We start from the raw sequence: 15,340 nt of genomic DNA, 5'->3' as shown, positions 1-15,340 counted from the left end.
AAAAGACACCGGAAGGGGGCTCACATGCCCCCGCTTACGGCAAGCTCGATTATCTTCCTTATCTCGACGAGGAACTCCATCGGGATGTCCTTGAGCATCGGGTCGAGGAAGCCCTTGACTATGAGCTGAGTGGCCTTCTCCTCGTCCAGCCCTCTTGACATGAGGTAGAACAGCTCTTCCTCCCTTATCTTGCCTATGGCCGCTTCGTGACTGAGCTCCGCATCGTCTACCCTGCTTACAAGCCCCGGATAGGTCTCCATGACGGCCTTGTCGCTCATGAGAAGGGCGTCACAGCTTATGTGGCCCTTCGTCTTCGGAGCGTCAGCCTCTATGACTCCCCTCGTTATGACCTTGCTCTCGTCCATTATGACGCTCTTGCTAGCGTTGATCCCGCTCGCCCCTGGCCCCTGGAGGAACATCCTGCCGCCGAGGTCAACGTAGAAGTCCTTCTGGCCGAGGATTATGCCGTTCAGCTCGACGTGGCCACCCTCCTCGACCCAGTAGTGCGGGTCGCCTATGTTGCTCTTTCCGGAGCCGAGGGTCACCGTTGTGTTGATGAAGCGAGCGTTCTTACCGATTTTCGCCCTCGTCATCGGTCTAGTGTGGACGTACTCCGGCCAGTTCTGGAGGACAGTGAGCTGTCCCTTTGCCCCCTCGTGGAAGTATGCCTCGGTCATATCAAGGTGAAGGGAATGCCTAGTAAGAACAGGTGAGGTACAGCCCTCGATCAGGTGGAACTCGGTGTTCTTCTCGGCGATGATGATTATATGTGGTGCCTGTGCCAGCGCACTCTCTTGGATGAGGAAGAACAGATGCAGTGGGAACGGAACCTTTAGGCCCTCCTTTATATAAAGGAAGATTCCGCCGTTCCATATTGCAGTGTGGTAAGCTGCTAGCTTGCTCTCGTCGGCACGGAAAAGTTTGAGGAAGTGCTGTTTAACGATATCTGGATACTTTCTAACCGCCTCTTCCGTCGGGAGAACTATGAGGCCTTTCTTCTCCCACTCCTTAAGGAACTGGTTGTAGATAACTCCAGTGTCTGTTTGAACAGCTAAACCTGCTAGATATTTCTGCTCAACCTCGTCTATTCCGAGCCTGTCGAGCAAAGCCTTCATCTCTGGCGGGAGGTCGTCGAGACTCTCTATCTTTTCGGGGATGCCCTCAACCTCGGGTTTGGCAATGAACTGGAGCAGTTCCTCCTCACTTATGATGGGGTCCCTGTGAGGGGCTTTTTCAAAGGTCTCAAGTCCCTTATACCTTATCTTTGTCATCCACTCTGGCTCTTTGTTCCTCCTCGCGAGCTCCTCGATCTGGTTCTCGATGATGGCCTTTGCATCGGCCATTGTTATAGTTTCAGTCATGCTCCCACCTCCTCGAATATCTTGGCGAAGCCCTCGCGGTCGATTTGGTCGGCGAGCTCTCCGGAGCCGGTCCTGACGATCCTGCCGTCCTTCATGACGTGAACCCTAAGCTTCTCCCTGTCGAGGTGGCCGAGGATTCTGCCGTAGTGGGTGATGAGGAGTATCGCCGTCCCGCGCTGGTGGAGTTCCTCTATCTTCCTGCTGATTATGCTGAGGGAGTCCACATCAACGCCGCTGTCTGGTTCGTCGAGTATGAGAAGCTTCGGCTCGATGAGGAGCGCCTGGAGGAGCTCAAGCCTCTTCCTCTCACCGCCGGAGAAGCCAACGTTCACGTAGCGGTGCAGGTCCTCTTCCTTGAACCACAGCTCCTTGGCTTTCTCAACTACAAGGTCGTAGGCCTCAGCTGAATCCATTCCCTTCAGCTCCACGAGCACCTGCTGAAGGAACTCGATGATCTTAACTCCCTCAACCTCCGGCGGAACCTGGAAAGCGAGCAGGATTCCCTTCTTTGCCCTCTCGTCCGGGCCGAGTTCGGTGATGTCCTTGCCCTCAAAGATGATCTTTCCACCTGTAACCCTGTACTTTGGATGACCGGCAACGGTCAGTGCAAGCGTTGACTTTCCTGAGCCGTTTGGCCCCATGATTACATGAAACTCACCCGGGTTAACTTCAAGATCTATGCCCCTTAGAATCTCTTTGTTCTCAACTGAGACGTGAAGGTTCTCAACTTTGAGCATTAGCTCACCTCCGTGGGTAACGTTGATGGGACGTTTTTTAAGCATTTTGGAACATACATGTGTAATGAGCATATGCACAAGACTTTTAACTTAGGCTATCCTAAATCTGATGGGGGTGAAGAACATGAGAATAATCGTTTCAACCATTACTGGGGGTCTCGATGACAGAGTAAACCCTGCCTTTGGAAGAACTCCAACGTTCACGATCGTGGACGTTGAGAACGGGGAGATAGTGAACGTTCAGGTAGTTCCTAATCCGGGCTACTCACAGCCGAGGGGAGCAGGAGTTACGGCGGCGCAGTTCGTCATAGACCAGGGCGCCGACGTTGTCATATCCAGCCAGTTTGGCCCCAACTCCTCTGGAGTTCTCCAGGCCGCCGGCATAAAGATGGTCTCAGCCCCGGCCACCATGACCGTCAGGGAAGCCGTTGAGGCTTTTCTCAGGGGAGAACTGACCACCGCGGTCTTCGGACCAGAGGGTGGAATGGGGCCAGGCATGGGACGCGGTATGGGCGGCGGATACGGTCGCGGCATGGGTAGAGGAATGGGCCGTGGCAGAGGCGGTGGTATGGGAAGAGGTCGCGGCATGGGTGGTGGCAGAGGAGATGGATGGGGCGGTTGGTGATGGCCGCCATTACCATCCTTTTTGAAAACCACGCCGGCTGGAGGAAGGGTCTGATCGGCTATCATGGCTTTTCTGCCCTCATAGAGCACAACGGCCAGAGGGTTCTCGTAGATGCTGGCACGGACGGGAGGGTGCTTCTCAACAACATGGACCAGCTCGGTGTCGATCCGGACTCGATAGATGCCCTCTTCATAACCCACGGCCACTACGACCACACCGGGGGAATGGCCGAGCTACTCAAGGCTAGGAGCGAGCCGCTTGATGTCTATGCTCATCCAGGAATCTTCGCGAGGAGAATAGCCCTAAAGCCGAGACGGAGGGAGATAGGGATTCCCTTCAGGAAGGAAGAACTTGAAAGCCTCGGGGCAGTATTTCACCTAAGTGAAAAGCCCTTCGAGTTCCTTCCGGGCTTTATCTCCTCCGGGGAGATAGAGAGGAGAACCTGGGACAGGGCCGTTGGATACCTTGTTGAAGACGGAAAAGAAGTCAAAGACCCCGTTAAAGATGATATCGCACTTATACTCGACCTTGGAGATAGTTTGGCAGTTATAACGGGCTGCGGACACAGCGGGATACTCAACATAGCCCGGCATGCTATAGAGATTACGGGAAAGCCGATAAAGGCTCTGATCGGCGGCTTTCACCTGAGGGGAGCGCCTGAGCACCTTCTCAAAGATGCCGTTGATGGGCTTAAAGAGCTCGGCGTGGAGTGCCTATACGCGGGTCACTGCACGGGAATATATGAGTACGCCTACCTCAAGGGACACTTTGAGCTTGCGGAGCCTCTCTTTGTTGGGAAGGAGATTAAGGTATAGCTTTTTTACCTTAATAGAGTTAATATTCCTGGTGATGCAGGTGCTTGGTATAGACCTCTCTGGAAAGCTGGCCTTCACGACAGCCTCAAGTAAGGGCATAGGCTTCGGCGTTGCGAGGGTTCTGGCGAAGGCAGGGGCAGATGTAATACTCCTCTCGCGGAGCGAGGAGAACCTGAAGAGGGCAAAGGAGAAAATAAAAGCCGAGAGCGACGTTGAGGTGAGCTACATTGTGGCAGACCTCACCAAGAGAGAGGATCTTGAGAGAACCGTGAGGGAGCTCGGGGACATCGGTGATCCAGACATCTTTTTCTTCTCCACCGGCGGGCCAAAGCCCGGCTACTTCATGGAGATGGACATGGAGGACTGGGAAGGGGCTGTTAAGCTTCTCCTCTATCCGGCGGTCTATCTCACGAGGGCACTCGTTCCGGCTATGGAGCGGAAGGGCTTCGGGAGGGTAGTCTACTCCACAAGCGTGGCAATAAAGGAGCCGATACCGAACATCGCCCTAAGCAACGTGGTCAGAATCTCAATGGCAGGCCTGGTGAGAACGCTCGCGAAAGAGCTCGGGCCGAAGGGAATAACAGTCAACGGCATAATGCCCGGCATAATCCGGACGGACCGTATGATACAGCTCGCAAAGGACAGGGCCCAGAGGGAAGGCAAGACCGTTGAGGAGGCGCTCCAGGAGTACGCGAAGCCGATACCGCTCGGAAGGCTAGGAGAACCAGAAGAGATAGGCTACCTCGTGGCATTCCTCGCGAGCGACCTCGGGAGCTACATAAACGGTTCAATGATTCCCGTTGACGGCGGAAGGCTCAACTCGGTGTTCTGAGCTTGTTTTCTTGCTACCTTTTTCAGATGCTCTCTTTATCTTTCGTATCCCCCCTTCGCGAACGTGCACTCCTTTACGCAGACCGAGTACCAGAGTGCAGCACCACTTTATCATTTTACTGGCTGAAGGGAGGATTCAAGATCTTATGAGGGGTTCTTATTGAGCAGCAGAAGGATTAACCTTACCAAATTCGAAACCCTAAAATACCTTCAGAGTGTAAAATGAATAGGTGCCGTCTCATGGTTCGTATGATGCCCGATCAGATAACGGTAAAGCGCTCCGAAATGCTTGCGAAGGAGAAGAACGAGAGGTATCAGCGTGAAGCTGGGGAAGTTGGGGACTATTCAAAGCTCGAAACTGCTATAGCCCTCCTGCTCGGGATAATCGTCATCGGCTTTGTAATATTTGTGCTGAGCCACTACCTGTGAGTGCGGCTCACAAGATTTTAATCAGGCCTATTCAACTATCTAAGGGTGGACATATGGCTATTATGAGACTGTGGCACGGGCGCGTGCCGAGGGAGAAAGGAGACACCTACGAGCGCTTTTTGATAGGGCGAGCGGTTCCGGACTACAGCTCCGTCGATGGCCTTTTGAAGCTCTACTTCACGAGGAGGAGAAGGAGGCCCACTTTCTGCTTGTGACGATATGGGACTCTTGGGAATCCATCAAGAAGTTCGCGGGAGAAAACCCCGAACTGGTCAAGTACTACCCGGAGGACGACGAGTTCCTGCTTGAGAAGGAGAAGTATGTCCAGCACTACGAGATATTCTACGAGAAGTGAGCAAGCTTTTAATTTTTGAGTTCTAACTCTCTTTGGTGATGCGAATGAAAAGGTCACAGTTGTTGGTCGGGTTGATAGCTCCGCTCGTTGCTTATTCCGGCATTCTCACGGCGATCTACGTGAATCGCTCGTGGTGGAAGTTAACCGACAACGCGATAAGCGACCTCGGCAAGATAGGTCTCCCCCACAACTGGCTCCTCAACGTGCCGCTCGTTATAACGGCGGTGCTGGCCATATACTATGCCCTCGGCCTCCTTGATATGGCAGGGAACAGCATTGAAAAGGCTGGAATCTGGGTTCTCATAGCGGGCTTTGTCTTCTTAGCTCTGATAGGCCTCTTTCCTGAGGGTACTTTGCCCCATTATTACGTCAGCTGGGGCTTTTTCCTGACGGCAGGCTTTGGGCTTCTGATAGCTGGCATCGGCATGGGGCTTTCGGGGAACAGAAAAATGCTGTATTTCACGGTGGTTCTGTTCGTTCTAGCATGGGTTCTTGCTATCTGGGCCATGAGAACTTTCAAGGGCGTTGCGATACCAGAGTTCATCGGAGCGCTGGCGGTTACGGTCTGGCACTACGCAGTCCTTTCAAAGATCTGGGACAAAACCCGGTGAGTTCCCTCTTCTTTGTTCTCGTCCAGGGAAATTCAAGAAGGGAGATAAAGGAAGAAAAAGTGTTGTAAACTCAGAGCTGGAGAACCATCTGGGCGGGGTCTCGTATAGCTGGCCCGAGGCCGAGAATGTAGATGGCCAGATACCAGAAGCGCCTTTCTTCTTCGTCCGTCACGAGCTCCTTCAGGGCGTAATAGACCACAACGAGGATCAGGGTTATCCACGGGTAGTAGATGTAAGCACCGAACCAGTTGACGAGGTAATTTTCAATCCAGTGGACTTCACGGTAGCCGTAGAAGTGTATTGCAACAACCGTTGAAGCTATATCGTAGAAGTGGGCCAGAACCGGATACAGATAAAGCCTGTCAAAGGGTCTCCACTTGTAATACGCCAGCACAACCCCCCAGCTGACTGCGGTGTGGAGTAAGGTAAGCTCGTAGGGTTCCCAGCTTTTGGCGTGGGTCACGAGGAGGTAGTTTGCCCAGAGCGCCAGTATTGTGCCCCATGCAACGGTTATCTTGGGATACATTCCAAGCTTTGAATCGGCGTAGATTGCAGGCAGTATCAGGAAGAACGCCGTGAAGAAGATTCCGGGAGTGAGGATGAGCGGATGCTGGGGTAGGACTCCGCCGTCCACAAGCGCCCTCACAGTTGCGCCGAAAACGACCATCGGTGTAACGGCCCAGAAGAGCCTCTCGTCCACGGGTATCTTCAGCGGTTTGATTATCCATTTGTATGTGTAGATAACTCCCAGACCGAAGAGGAGTGCATATACAAAGGTATTAACCGCGTTGTAGCCACTCCTCGTGAACATCGGTTCCCAGAAATACCTGTAAAAGAAGTCAATTACAGCCCCTTCAACGCTCATTCTAACCACCGGACTTTGTTGAACTGGTGCTTTAAAGGACTTTTGGGCGCAACCTATAAATAGAACTTCCACCTAGTTTGATTGATGCCGGGCTTTTTCCAGCCAGCGATTGAAACCAGCGGGGTAAAACCCTTCGAGGACTTCCCGATGGAGTTCTCCGAGGGGACCATATCGGGGGTCATTTCCACAGATGAGTTAGCCTCGGTTTTATTCGTCCACTACCTTGCCGCCGGCTGTCCCGACGATAAAAAGGTCTACGTCGTTGCCCCTGGCAGGTTAGTTTCTCCAAAGACTCTCTCACTGCTCGGAACCGACCCGTCGAAGCTCCTCATAGGTAGCGTTTACTCTCCCGATGAACTCATCTCGGCGCTGGAGCTCGTTGAGGAGGGTTCTCTCCTCATCGTCGGGAACTTCCCTGCACTAAACCCGTCTTCCGAGACCGTCCTAGGGATAAGGAAGGTTGTGGACGATAAGGGTCTGATAGCTGTTCTCCACCATTCTCCTGTGGCTTTCAACGAGCTTGATCATCCCGGTGAGTTCACGCGCCTGTTCAAGCTCCCCGAAGTTCTCGATGCGCTTTTGATCCTGAGAACGAACTCGTACCGCGGCCACTACAGGCTCAACATGACCATATCAAAAGCTCCCCCTGAGTGGGTAAGCTCCCTCGGCGACCATTCAATACCAATTGACGGCCTCGTCAAGCCCCTCCTTGGTAAAGGTTGACGTGCCCGAAGCCGAGGACGTAGCGGGTGTAGAGCGCGAGGGCAAACCCCACCAGAAGGAGCGCGAGAACCGCGTAGTCTCTGGGCTTCATCTCAAGGTCCCTTAGGAAAGTCCTCTTCTTGCTCGCTCCGAAGGCCCTGCTCTCAAGGGCGATGCTCAGCTCATGGGCAGTCTTTAGGGAAGCGACGATCAGCGGAATCAGGACGGCGGTAATCTTCCGCATCCTGACCAGCAGGTTTCCCTTGTCAAGTTCAAGTCCCCTGCTCCTCTGGGCGTCCATTATGGTTCTGGCCAGCCAGTAGAGGGTTGGGATGTAGCGGAGGGCTATGGTCAAGGTCAGACCCAGCTCGTAGGGAAGGCCGAGCCTGACGAAGCCCAGGACGAGCTCCTTCTGCGTGGTCGTCATGAGGAGGAGGAACGTAACGAGCGCAAAGCCGAGAAGTCTCGCTGAGTACGCGATTCCGATGAAGAACCCCTCAAGGCGTGGTTTGTATATCACCGGCCAGAGAGCGAGGGTTATCAGGACTATCGGGAGGAGAGGCTTCAGAAGCCTGAACTGGTAGGAAAAGTCCGCACCGGCAAGCACCTTTCCGAGGATGAGGAGACCGATAAATAGAGCGAGAAGCAGGGTGGGCTGATTGAAGAGCATAAGGGTGATTATCCCGAGGAGCATCCCGATTATCTTGACCCTCGGGTCGAGGGAGTGCATGAAGCTCTCCTTCCTGATGTAGAACTGCCCGATCACACTTCCCCCCCCAGTCTCGCGAGGATTTCTTTAATACTCCTCACGAAGCCAAGGCCGAGTCTCTCTCCCAACTCAACCACCTCAGGCCTCTCAAGGCCATACTTCTCAACGTCAAAGGCCGTGAAAAACTCCTCGACCGGGCCGTCGAAGAGCTTCCGTCCCCTGTGGAGAAGGACAACCCTCCCAGCCAGTCTCACGACGAGGTCCATATCGTGGGTTATCAGGAGTATTCCGTGGCCGTTCTCATGGAGGGAGCGGATAACGTTCACCACTTCTTCCTCTGCCCTCGCGTCAAGTCCAGTAGTCGGCTCGTCAAGGATGAGGTATTTCGGCTTCATCGCAAGGACGCAGGCTATGGCCAATCTCTGCTTTTCGCCGCCGCTAAGGGAGTATGGCGTTCTCTCTTCAAACCCACTAAGGCCGACAGACCTCAGCGCCCACCTCACCCTCTCCTCAACTTCTTCTTCACTCAGATCAAGGTTTCTCGGGCCGAAGGCGACTTCATTGAAAACCGTCTCCTCAAAGAACATGTGCTCTGGGTTCTGGAAGACGTAGCCAACGAGCCTGCTGAGCTCGGCAACGGTGTGCTCCCTCGTATCGAGGCCGTCCACGAGAATTCTTCCCTTGGAAGGCTTGAGAAGGCCGTTAAAGTGCTTTGCGAGTGTTGTCTTTCCGCTTCCGTTTGGCCCGACGAGTGCCACTATTTCCTGTCCCATCTCAAAGTCTATGCCCCTGAGGACTTCCTTCCCGTTGTAGGCGAAGTGGACGTTTTCTGCTTCGATCATCGGAATAGAATTGAAGGGAGCGTTAAAAAGCTTTCAGGTAAATGTGAAGTTTTTTTAACATCCCGAAAACTGTGAATTAGGTGGCTAAAAATGAACGCACGTGAAGTTGCCTATGCTGGGATCTTTATAGCTTTCATGGCGGTGAGCGCCCAGATAAGCGTGAGTCTCGGCCCGGTTCCGCTAACGTTTCAGGTCTTCGCGGTTCTTCTTACAGGCCTTCTCCTCGGCCCCAGACTCGGGCTCCTGAGCGTCCTCTCCTACGACATAGCTGGGGCAGTCGGTCTTCCCGTCTTCGCGGGTTTCAGTGGGGGCATAACGCACCTCTACGGCCCGACGGGGGGATACCTCCTTGCCTTTCCGATAGCGGCGTTCCTTGCGGGCTACATCACCGAGAAAAGCCGAGAAAGTGTCCTGGGGATGGCCATAGGTTCCCTGGCAGGGATAACCGTTATCTATCTCCTTGGCTGGCTCCGCCTCGGCCTCTTTATGGGTGGAGACTTTGAAAAGGCCTTCCAACTGGGAGTGCTCCTTTTTGTGCCCCTTGATATCCTAAAAGCAGCCATAGCCGTTGGAATTGCAAAAACTGTCAGAAGAATGATTGAAGTGGGGTGATGGCTCAGCGATCTGCCATCGCGTCCTCAAGTATTTTTATCGCCCGCTTCTGGTGAAGCGCGGCCATCCTGAGATCAAAAAAGACGTACATCCTCTGAAAGTTCGCTATAACCGGGCCGTACCGGCCTGCGTCCTCGTAGTATGCCGACGCGGTGTCGTTCTGCATGGCTGCCATCCCGAGAGTTTCGTTGTCAATCCCTCTCTCCACAGCCTTGCCATAGAGCGAGTTGTATTCCTTAAGGTCCCGCTGGTACTGGGTGTAGTAATAGAAGCTGTAACGCATTATGTTAAATCCCCCTGGGGAGGCAGGCTTTTGCGGGGCTACTGTTGAATAACCAAGATTCTTAAGCACCATTTCCCTGTAGAACTCCAGCCATTCGGGGCCGTTTCTGGCTATGCTGTACTCAATCGTCAGGCCTGTAACCGAGACGTGCCCCTTTCCCAGCGTGTACACTGCGGTGCTGGGTCTACTGTACTCGGGCGTGCCGGTGGGCGCTTGGACGGTTATTATCTCTGCATCAGCGGGCAGGTTTGCAAAGTATCCGTGGCTTGCGTAGTTGCTGTGGAGGGTAATGTTGTCTGGCACCACGTAGTCAATGCTTGAATAGCTCTGGACTATCGTTACGTTTCTCGGCAACGGGGTCGTCCATACTCCGCCTCCCCATCCCCAGTTCGCGGCGTGAATCTCAAGAACCCTGCCGGCCCTCACGTAGTCCTCCAGCTTTCCTATTTGTGTCCCTATATCGTCGTAGAAGCTCTGGGGCTGGTCGTTCACGATGATTATCATGTCATAGGTCTTTACAAGTTCGTCGGTGGTCACATTCCCGAGTTCTGAACTCCCCATAACCCTGTAGGTTATGTTCATGCCGTCAAGAGTGCTCACAACGGAGGGGGAACCCCATGCGTCGGTATTCTTCAAAACCAGAACGCTGTATTCGTCCATGGGCTTTGCAGAAACCGGGGCAGGTCCCACGATCGCCATGATGCTGAAAATAACGAGTAGCGACAACACCACTCCAAAGAATTTGCTCATGCTATCATCTCCTCAAATCTTGGCAGAAATCGGGCAAAAATATCCTTCTTCCCGCTCTTAATTATGTATAGTCTCCAGACTACTTAAACGTTGTCCAAGGATATTGAAAATCTTGCAGGAGTGTGGCCTAAGGCCCGCTCAGTGTTTGTTCCGCGACTCTCATGTCCCAAAGTTCTCCTCGGCGAAGGCTCTATCTAACGAACTCTTCACCTTGAAGAAGCTGAGGGAAACCTTCGGGTTTTTCTTTATCAGCTCTTCAACTGGCACCGGTTGGAAATCAATGAACTCGGTGATAGAGCTAAGGGTTCGGTGTCCCTCGCTGAGCGCAGCTTCTATGGCCCCGCTAAGTGAATCTGGTTCATAGACGGCATGTGTGACTTCTGCGGTTCCGTCCTTCCAGACTGGAATAACTGCCTCGGGCTCGTCTTCAAGGTAAAGGCCGATGAGGTAGTTCACGAGAAATGGCTGTATGAGCGGCATGTTGCCTTCAGCTAGGAAGAAAGGCTCGCCAGGCATAGCCTTGAGGAGGGCTTCCATTTTATTTCTGGCCGAAACCGGAACGGGATTGGAGACGTGGATCGAGTAAGTCCTGAGCTTGTCCCTCCGAACTATGGTCAGAACCTCGTCAATCCTCTTGCTCATTCTGAGCCGCATCTCGGTGAGCTTTACAACTGGCTCGTCCTTTATTGGCATCGTGTAGTTCTCTCGGGGTTTTTCTGGAAAAGCTAGAATTACTGCCTTCATGCCCCCTCCTTGGGGATGTTCTTTAAAAGTCAATCGCCCGGTTCCCGGCGAAAACTTTAAATACCAAAAGTTACTAAAATATCGCCGAGGAAGAACGTGAGGAGGTGAGAGCATGGCGGAGATGATAATACCCTACCCACAGCTCCAGAAGATTCTCGAGAGGACCTGCGAGCTCGCGGTTATTAAGCCAAGGGCCGAGGAGATGATGGACATCGTTGAGAAGAAGCTCGCGGATCTCTTCGAAGTGGCCTACGAGAACGCGAAGGCCGAGAACTCCGAGACCATAAAGATGCGCCACATACCGATAACCAAGGGCTTCAAGAACAGCATGAACCTCTTCAGGGCGGTCATTGAGGACGAGGGCGTTGAAATAGAGCCGATAAGAAAGTACGTCCTCAAGAAGATACCCGGTGACAGGCCGCTTGAGGAAGACGTTGTGAACGAGCTTCCAATCATAGCCGGAACGCTCTTCGTGCTCGTTGGAAGGGTCATCAAGGCCCTCCACCCGGAGATAAAGAACGTCTATCCTGAGCACATTGAAGAGGCCAAGAAGGTACTGGATTATACGCTTTGAAGGGATTTCAATACACTCTTGCTTCTTTTAGCTCTTCTTCCAATTCCTCAGGATGGGTGAACCCTTCGGTCCTTGCTATCCTCTCGATTGAAAACCCAAGAAAGCCACGAAAGATGGTTAATTATTCCAAATAAGGATTGAACTTCCCGCAACATCTGGTCTCTTTGTGAGATCTGAATCATTCTTTATCTGCTGAAAAAGCTGTCAAAGCTTTAAAAAATTTATCCATAGTTGTTGGCTGCGAAAAACTTTTAACTCAAGTAACTCCCAGCTTGAGGGAGGTTGAATATGAAGAAAGCTATCATGCTTATTTTTATAGGTGTTCTCATGCTTTTGCTTTCTCCAATAGTATCGGCGGTTAGCGTTAACTGTCCGTCGAGTGTCCTCTACGGTCAGGATCTGGAATGCAAGATTGAATATGGAAATGACACCTACGAAGTTATGATGTTTCTGAATGGAAGATATATCTACTCCCAGGAGTTGGTTCCTAAGGTTAATCCTATCTTTCCAATTTCCTCAGATTACCTGATCTCCCACAGGAGGGAGGCTCTTGGCCCTGCCATGGGGGCAATGCCAAACTGGATAACCGCCTCAAAACCCCTAAACGTCTCCATCACAATGGTGGGCTTTGAATCTAAGGAGGAGTACACCTTCACTCAGTCTGTTGTCGTTAAAGTTCCGCCGAAAAAGATTTTACTAACAATACTATGGATGCTCCTCTCGTTTCTGCTTCTCTTCATGGATGGGTTTATCAAACATAACTCCGGAGGGGATTTAGCGTCATCTATTGCCGCTTCCGTTTTAGTATTTAGGGGTATTCAACCCGTTTATCTTTCCATTCCCCTTGTCTACCTTGATCTCGCCGTTGGCTGGAACGGAGGACTTGACGGAAGCGCAAGAGAACTCGCCACAAATCTGGTTGTGACTGGGAACTTAATTTCTCTTCTACTGCTAGAAACGGCATTTGCGCTTGGTTTGGTATTCAGCAAATACCCAAAGATTTCCTTCTTCACGGGAATCGGATGGACGGCTGGAATCCCCTTGGCGGTGTACTTTTATTTTACCAGCGAGTTTATCTGGGTCTCCGTCGTTTCTTTCTTGCTCTTAATCCCCGTTCTGATATTTATATGGCACTACTCCGAGTTCCCTTACTCAAAGTGTAGGAAAGTTCTAAACCGCTTTGAAAGTGCGTTTTTACCAGTTAATTCTGCTCTGCTTATGTTCTTCTACGTTTTATATGTTTCAAAGACTCCTGGGTAGTTCAAGTGATATTTTTTGCAACAGTTGGACTTTTTGTATATTCTGGGAAGATGGCCTTTGAAAAGGTTAGGAAGGCCAAGATGATGTTTGATGAGGACATAGCAAGGATCGGCAGAAGGAGTTATTCTCCTGAAGGCAGATTTAGGGTAGAAATTTGAGAATGCAGTTATGTTTCTCTGGTTGGCTATGATAGTTCTCGCATGACTCTCCTCAAAGGCATATTGCTTCTCAACGGCTAAGGAGGTTTGGGGGAAAGACTTGAGGAAAGGTAAAGAAAAACGGGAGGGTTTTTAACCCTTCAACCACCTCTCCATCCATCCAGCTATAAGTTCAAGCCTCCTAACCCTGTGCTTCGGCTTTCCTGAGCGGCTGAGGTCGTGGTTCTCGCCCGGGAAGAGGGCGAGCTCGACGGTTTTGCCGAGGTATTTCAGAGCCGTGAAGAACTGCAGGGCCTCCGGGAGCCAGCAGCGGTAGTCCTCCATGCTGTGGATTATGAGGAGCGGCGTTTCCACGTTGGGCGCGTACTTCAGCGGGCTCTTCTCCCAGTAGCCTTCGGTATTGTTCCACGGGTCGTCGCCTATCTGATCGGGCGCGAAGAAGTAGCCGATGTCGGTCGTTCCGAAGAAGCTCGTCCAGTTGGAGATGGAGCGCTGGGTCACCGCGGCCTTGAAGCGGTTGGTGTGGCCGACTATCCAGTTCGTCATGAAGCCGCCGTAGGAGCCGCCGGTAACGCCTATCCTTTTGGGATCAATGAAGTCGAACCTCTTCACAGCTTCATCTACAACTTCCATTATGTCCTGGTAATCCCTCTCGCCGTAGTGCTCCCTTATATCGGCGAACTCTTCACCATAGCCGTCGCTTCCCCTCGGGTTGGAGAAGATGACGACAAAGCCCTTAGCCGTTAGAACATGGAACTCGTGCATGAAGGCGTAGCCGTAGGCAGTTTTCGGCCCGCCGTGGATTTCTAGAACGGCTGGATACTTCTTGCCCGGTTCAAAGTTGATTGGCTTCATTACCCAGGCGTCTATCTCAACGCCGTCGCTGGCCTTGACCTTGAAGTGCTCCGGCTTCGAGAGGCTGTACTCCCTTATCCAGCCGTTGAAGTCGGTGACCTTCCTCTCCTTCCCGTCGCGGAGGACGTAGAGCTCAAGCGGTGTAACCGCGTCCTGGGCAGTGAAGGCTATGTAGTCGCCGATGGCGAAGCTCTCGACGCTCCTGTCTCCGCCGATGACGCGCTCGATCTTACCGTCGAGGTTGACGCGGAAGAGGTTAGCCCTCGGGCCGTCTGTGGCTATGTAATAAACCCAGCCGTCCTTAAAGACGAGTTCTGCCCTCTGAGAACCCCTTACATCGCTGTTGAGGGAGTTGTAAGCGGATCTATCGAGGTCTTTTGTGAGCTTCCTCATTTCTCCCGTCTCTGGGTTGTAGTGGTAGATGTGAGTGTTCGTTGGTATTCCACGCTCGCGCGTGTTGGCCTTGAGGATGAAGGTTCCGTCGTCGAGCGGGATGAAATCTGAGATGCTCCACTTGCCCGGCGTCAGCCTCTTTGCTTTCCTGCCTTCAAGGACGTAGAGGTCGCTCACCATCGGCTTCCTCTCGCGGTCTTCCTGGGCGGTGAAGTAGAGTTTTCCTTTGTGGAAGCGGATCTGGCCGACATCGAGGTTCTTCGGGGTGAGGCGCTTCTTCTTCCCGCTCTCAACATCAACGAGATATACCACGCTCCTCTTTCCGTAAACCCAGCCGACGCCGTTAAACCAGAATGGGAGCTCCTTGATAATGTGGACGTCGTCCTTGGGCTTCTTCTCGATGTCTATAGGAGTAACAACCGCTATGTCCTTCCCGTCCTCTGTGAAGCGGAGGTTTTTAATTCCGTACTTGAACTTAGCTAAAAGCCTCGCCTCGCCGCCGTCCGTGGGGATGAGGTAGAGCTCTGCCTCTTTGCTCTCCTTATCGCGCTTCGAAGTGAAGGCAACGAGCTTGCCATCCGGCGAGAAGCGCGGACTGGCGTCTTTCTTCCCTGAGGTGAAGGGCTTAACCTTCCTGCCGTCGTAGAGGTAGAGCCTTGAGAAGTAGTCGTCCTTCTCGAGGCTTATCTCAGTCACCTGAAAAACGAGCTTTCTCCTGAAGGCGTCTATGTTGCCCACAAGTTTGAATTTTCCGAGGTCTTTCTCAGTCAGACCTTTCGCCATTAGAACCACCGAATAAAGTTGAGCTTTTTCGTATAAAAGCTTAGCG

20 protein-coding genes are annotated in these 15,340 nt (G+C 52.5%); 12 read left to right on the top strand and 8 right to left on the bottom strand.

Features of this window, described 5'->3' with window-relative positions:
- Positions 1-20 precede the first annotated feature (20 nt).
- The gene (sufB, locus tag A0127_RS01400; protein WP_062386991.1) at positions 21-1,361 is read right to left on the bottom strand and encodes an SUF-like minimal system protein SmsB; all 1,341 of its coding nucleotides are present in this window, start codon (positions 1,359-1,361) and stop codon (positions 21-23) included.
- Positions 1,358-2,098 carry a Fe-S cluster assembly ATPase SufC gene (sufC, locus tag A0127_RS01395; RefSeq protein WP_062386988.1) on the bottom strand — a complete coding sequence of 247 codons (741 nt, stop codon included), beginning with the start codon at positions 2,096-2,098 and terminating at the stop codon, positions 1,358-1,360. The genes sufB and sufC overlap by 4 nt, the downstream gene beginning before the upstream one ends.
- A 124-nt stretch (positions 2,099-2,222) precedes the next feature.
- Between sufC and A0127_RS01390 the strand changes: the two genes are divergently transcribed.
- The 7 genes from A0127_RS01390 to A0127_RS01365 all read left to right on the top strand — a co-directional run bounded on the left by A0127_RS01390 (position 2,223) and on the right by A0127_RS01365 (position 5,764).
- Positions 2,223-2,723 carry a NifB/NifX family molybdenum-iron cluster-binding protein gene (locus tag A0127_RS01390; protein ID WP_062386985.1) on the top strand — a complete coding sequence of 167 codons (501 nt, stop codon included), beginning with the start codon at positions 2,223-2,225 and terminating at the stop codon, positions 2,721-2,723.
- Positions 2,723-3,538, top strand: coding sequence for an MBL fold metallo-hydrolase (locus A0127_RS01385; protein ID WP_082781370.1), 816 nt, complete (start codon positions 2,723-2,725; stop codon positions 3,536-3,538). The genes A0127_RS01390 and A0127_RS01385 overlap by 1 nt, the downstream gene beginning before the upstream one ends.
- A gap of 40 nt (positions 3,539-3,578) precedes the next feature.
- The gene (locus tag A0127_RS01380) at positions 3,579-4,370 is read left to right on the top strand and encodes an SDR family oxidoreductase (protein WP_062386982.1); all 792 of its coding nucleotides are present in this window, start codon (positions 3,579-3,581) and stop codon (positions 4,368-4,370) included.
- A gap of 239 nt (positions 4,371-4,609) precedes the next feature.
- Positions 4,610-4,798 (top strand): hypothetical protein, encoded by a 189-nt coding sequence (locus A0127_RS01375; protein ID WP_062386979.1) that lies wholly within the window; start codon positions 4,610-4,612, stop codon positions 4,796-4,798.
- Positions 4,799-4,851: 53 nt separating this feature from the next.
- Complete coding sequence (locus A0127_RS10660) at positions 4,852-5,013, top strand: hypothetical protein (RefSeq protein WP_231855782.1); 162 nt, start codon at positions 4,852-4,854, stop codon at positions 5,011-5,013.
- Positions 5,010-5,153: a hypothetical protein gene (locus A0127_RS10655; protein WP_231855781.1), complete on the top strand. Its 144-nt coding sequence runs from the start codon at positions 5,010-5,012 to the stop codon at positions 5,151-5,153. Before A0127_RS10660 ends, A0127_RS10655 begins: the two co-directional genes overlap by 4 nt.
- A gap of 38 nt (positions 5,154-5,191) precedes the next feature.
- On the top strand, positions 5,192-5,764 hold the full coding sequence (locus tag A0127_RS01365) for a DUF998 domain-containing protein (RefSeq protein ID WP_331710459.1): 573 nt from the start codon (positions 5,192-5,194) through the stop codon (positions 5,762-5,764).
- A 70-nt stretch (positions 5,765-5,834) separates the two neighbouring features.
- Here A0127_RS01365 and A0127_RS01360 read toward each other — a convergent pair whose 3' ends face one another.
- On the bottom strand, positions 5,835-6,629 hold the full coding sequence (locus A0127_RS01360; protein WP_062386972.1) for a DUF63 family protein: 795 nt from the start codon (positions 6,627-6,629) through the stop codon (positions 5,835-5,837).
- Between the two features lie 84 nt (positions 6,630-6,713).
- Between A0127_RS01360 and A0127_RS01355 the strand changes: the two genes are divergently transcribed.
- Positions 6,714-7,352, top strand: coding sequence for a hypothetical protein (locus tag A0127_RS01355; protein WP_062386969.1), 639 nt, complete (start codon positions 6,714-6,716; stop codon positions 7,350-7,352).
- Here the strand turns inward: A0127_RS01355 and A0127_RS01350 are convergent.
- Both A0127_RS01350 and A0127_RS01345 read right to left on the bottom strand, forming a co-directional pair.
- Positions 7,327-8,097, bottom strand: a complete 771-nt coding sequence (locus A0127_RS01350) for an energy-coupling factor transporter transmembrane component T family protein (protein WP_062386965.1) — start codon at positions 8,095-8,097, stop codon at positions 7,327-7,329. The genes A0127_RS01355 and A0127_RS01350 overlap by 26 nt on opposite strands.
- Entirely contained in the window at positions 8,094-8,882 is a 789-nt protein-coding gene (locus A0127_RS01345; protein ID WP_062386962.1) for an energy-coupling factor ABC transporter ATP-binding protein, read from the bottom strand. The genes A0127_RS01350 and A0127_RS01345 overlap by 4 nt, the downstream gene beginning before the upstream one ends.
- Positions 8,883-8,972: 90 nt before the next feature.
- Between A0127_RS01345 and A0127_RS01340 the strand changes: the two genes are divergently transcribed.
- The gene (locus A0127_RS01340; protein ID WP_062386958.1) at positions 8,973-9,494 is read left to right on the top strand and encodes a biotin transporter BioY; all 522 of its coding nucleotides are present in this window, start codon (positions 8,973-8,975) and stop codon (positions 9,492-9,494) included.
- A gap of 4 nt (positions 9,495-9,498) precedes the next feature.
- Here the strand turns inward: A0127_RS01340 and A0127_RS01335 are convergent, their stop codons facing one another.
- Together A0127_RS01335 and mobA are read right to left on the bottom strand one after the other, a co-directional pair.
- Positions 9,499-10,476, bottom strand: coding sequence for a pyrolysin (locus A0127_RS01335; RefSeq protein WP_231855813.1), 978 nt, complete (start codon positions 10,474-10,476; stop codon positions 9,499-9,501).
- Between the two features lie 210 nt (positions 10,477-10,686).
- Positions 10,687-11,271 (bottom strand): molybdenum cofactor guanylyltransferase, encoded by a 585-nt coding sequence (mobA, locus tag A0127_RS01330; protein ID WP_062386952.1) that lies wholly within the window; start codon positions 11,269-11,271, stop codon positions 10,687-10,689.
- Positions 11,272-11,383: 112 nt separating this feature from the next.
- Between mobA and A0127_RS01325 the strand changes: the two genes are divergently transcribed.
- The 3 genes from A0127_RS01325 (at position 11,384) to A0127_RS10645 (ending at position 13,263) form a co-directional block, all read left to right on the top strand.
- Positions 11,384-11,845, top strand: coding sequence for a DUF1931 family protein (locus A0127_RS01325; RefSeq protein ID WP_062386948.1), 462 nt, complete (start codon positions 11,384-11,386; stop codon positions 11,843-11,845).
- Positions 11,846-12,133: 288 nt separating this feature from the next.
- Entirely contained in the window at positions 12,134-13,105 is a 972-nt protein-coding gene (locus A0127_RS10650; protein ID WP_231855780.1) for a hypothetical protein, read from the top strand.
- Between the two features lie 5 nt (positions 13,106-13,110).
- Positions 13,111-13,263 (top strand): hypothetical protein, encoded by a 153-nt coding sequence (locus tag A0127_RS10645; protein ID WP_231855779.1) that lies wholly within the window; start codon positions 13,111-13,113, stop codon positions 13,261-13,263.
- 132 nt (positions 13,264-13,395) lie between these two features.
- Here A0127_RS10645 and A0127_RS01315 read toward each other — a convergent pair whose 3' ends face one another.
- Complete coding sequence (locus A0127_RS01315; protein ID WP_062386945.1) at positions 13,396-15,294, bottom strand: S9 family peptidase; 1,899 nt, start codon at positions 15,292-15,294, stop codon at positions 13,396-13,398.
- Positions 15,295-15,340: the final 46 nt, after the last annotated feature.

Source organism: Thermococcus peptonophilus (genome assembly GCF_001592435.1).
In the GTDB taxonomy this organism is placed as follows: domain Archaea; phylum Methanobacteriota_B; class Thermococci; order Thermococcales; family Thermococcaceae; genus Thermococcus; species Thermococcus peptonophilus.
This window is presented reverse-complemented; position numbering and strand designations above follow the sequence as displayed.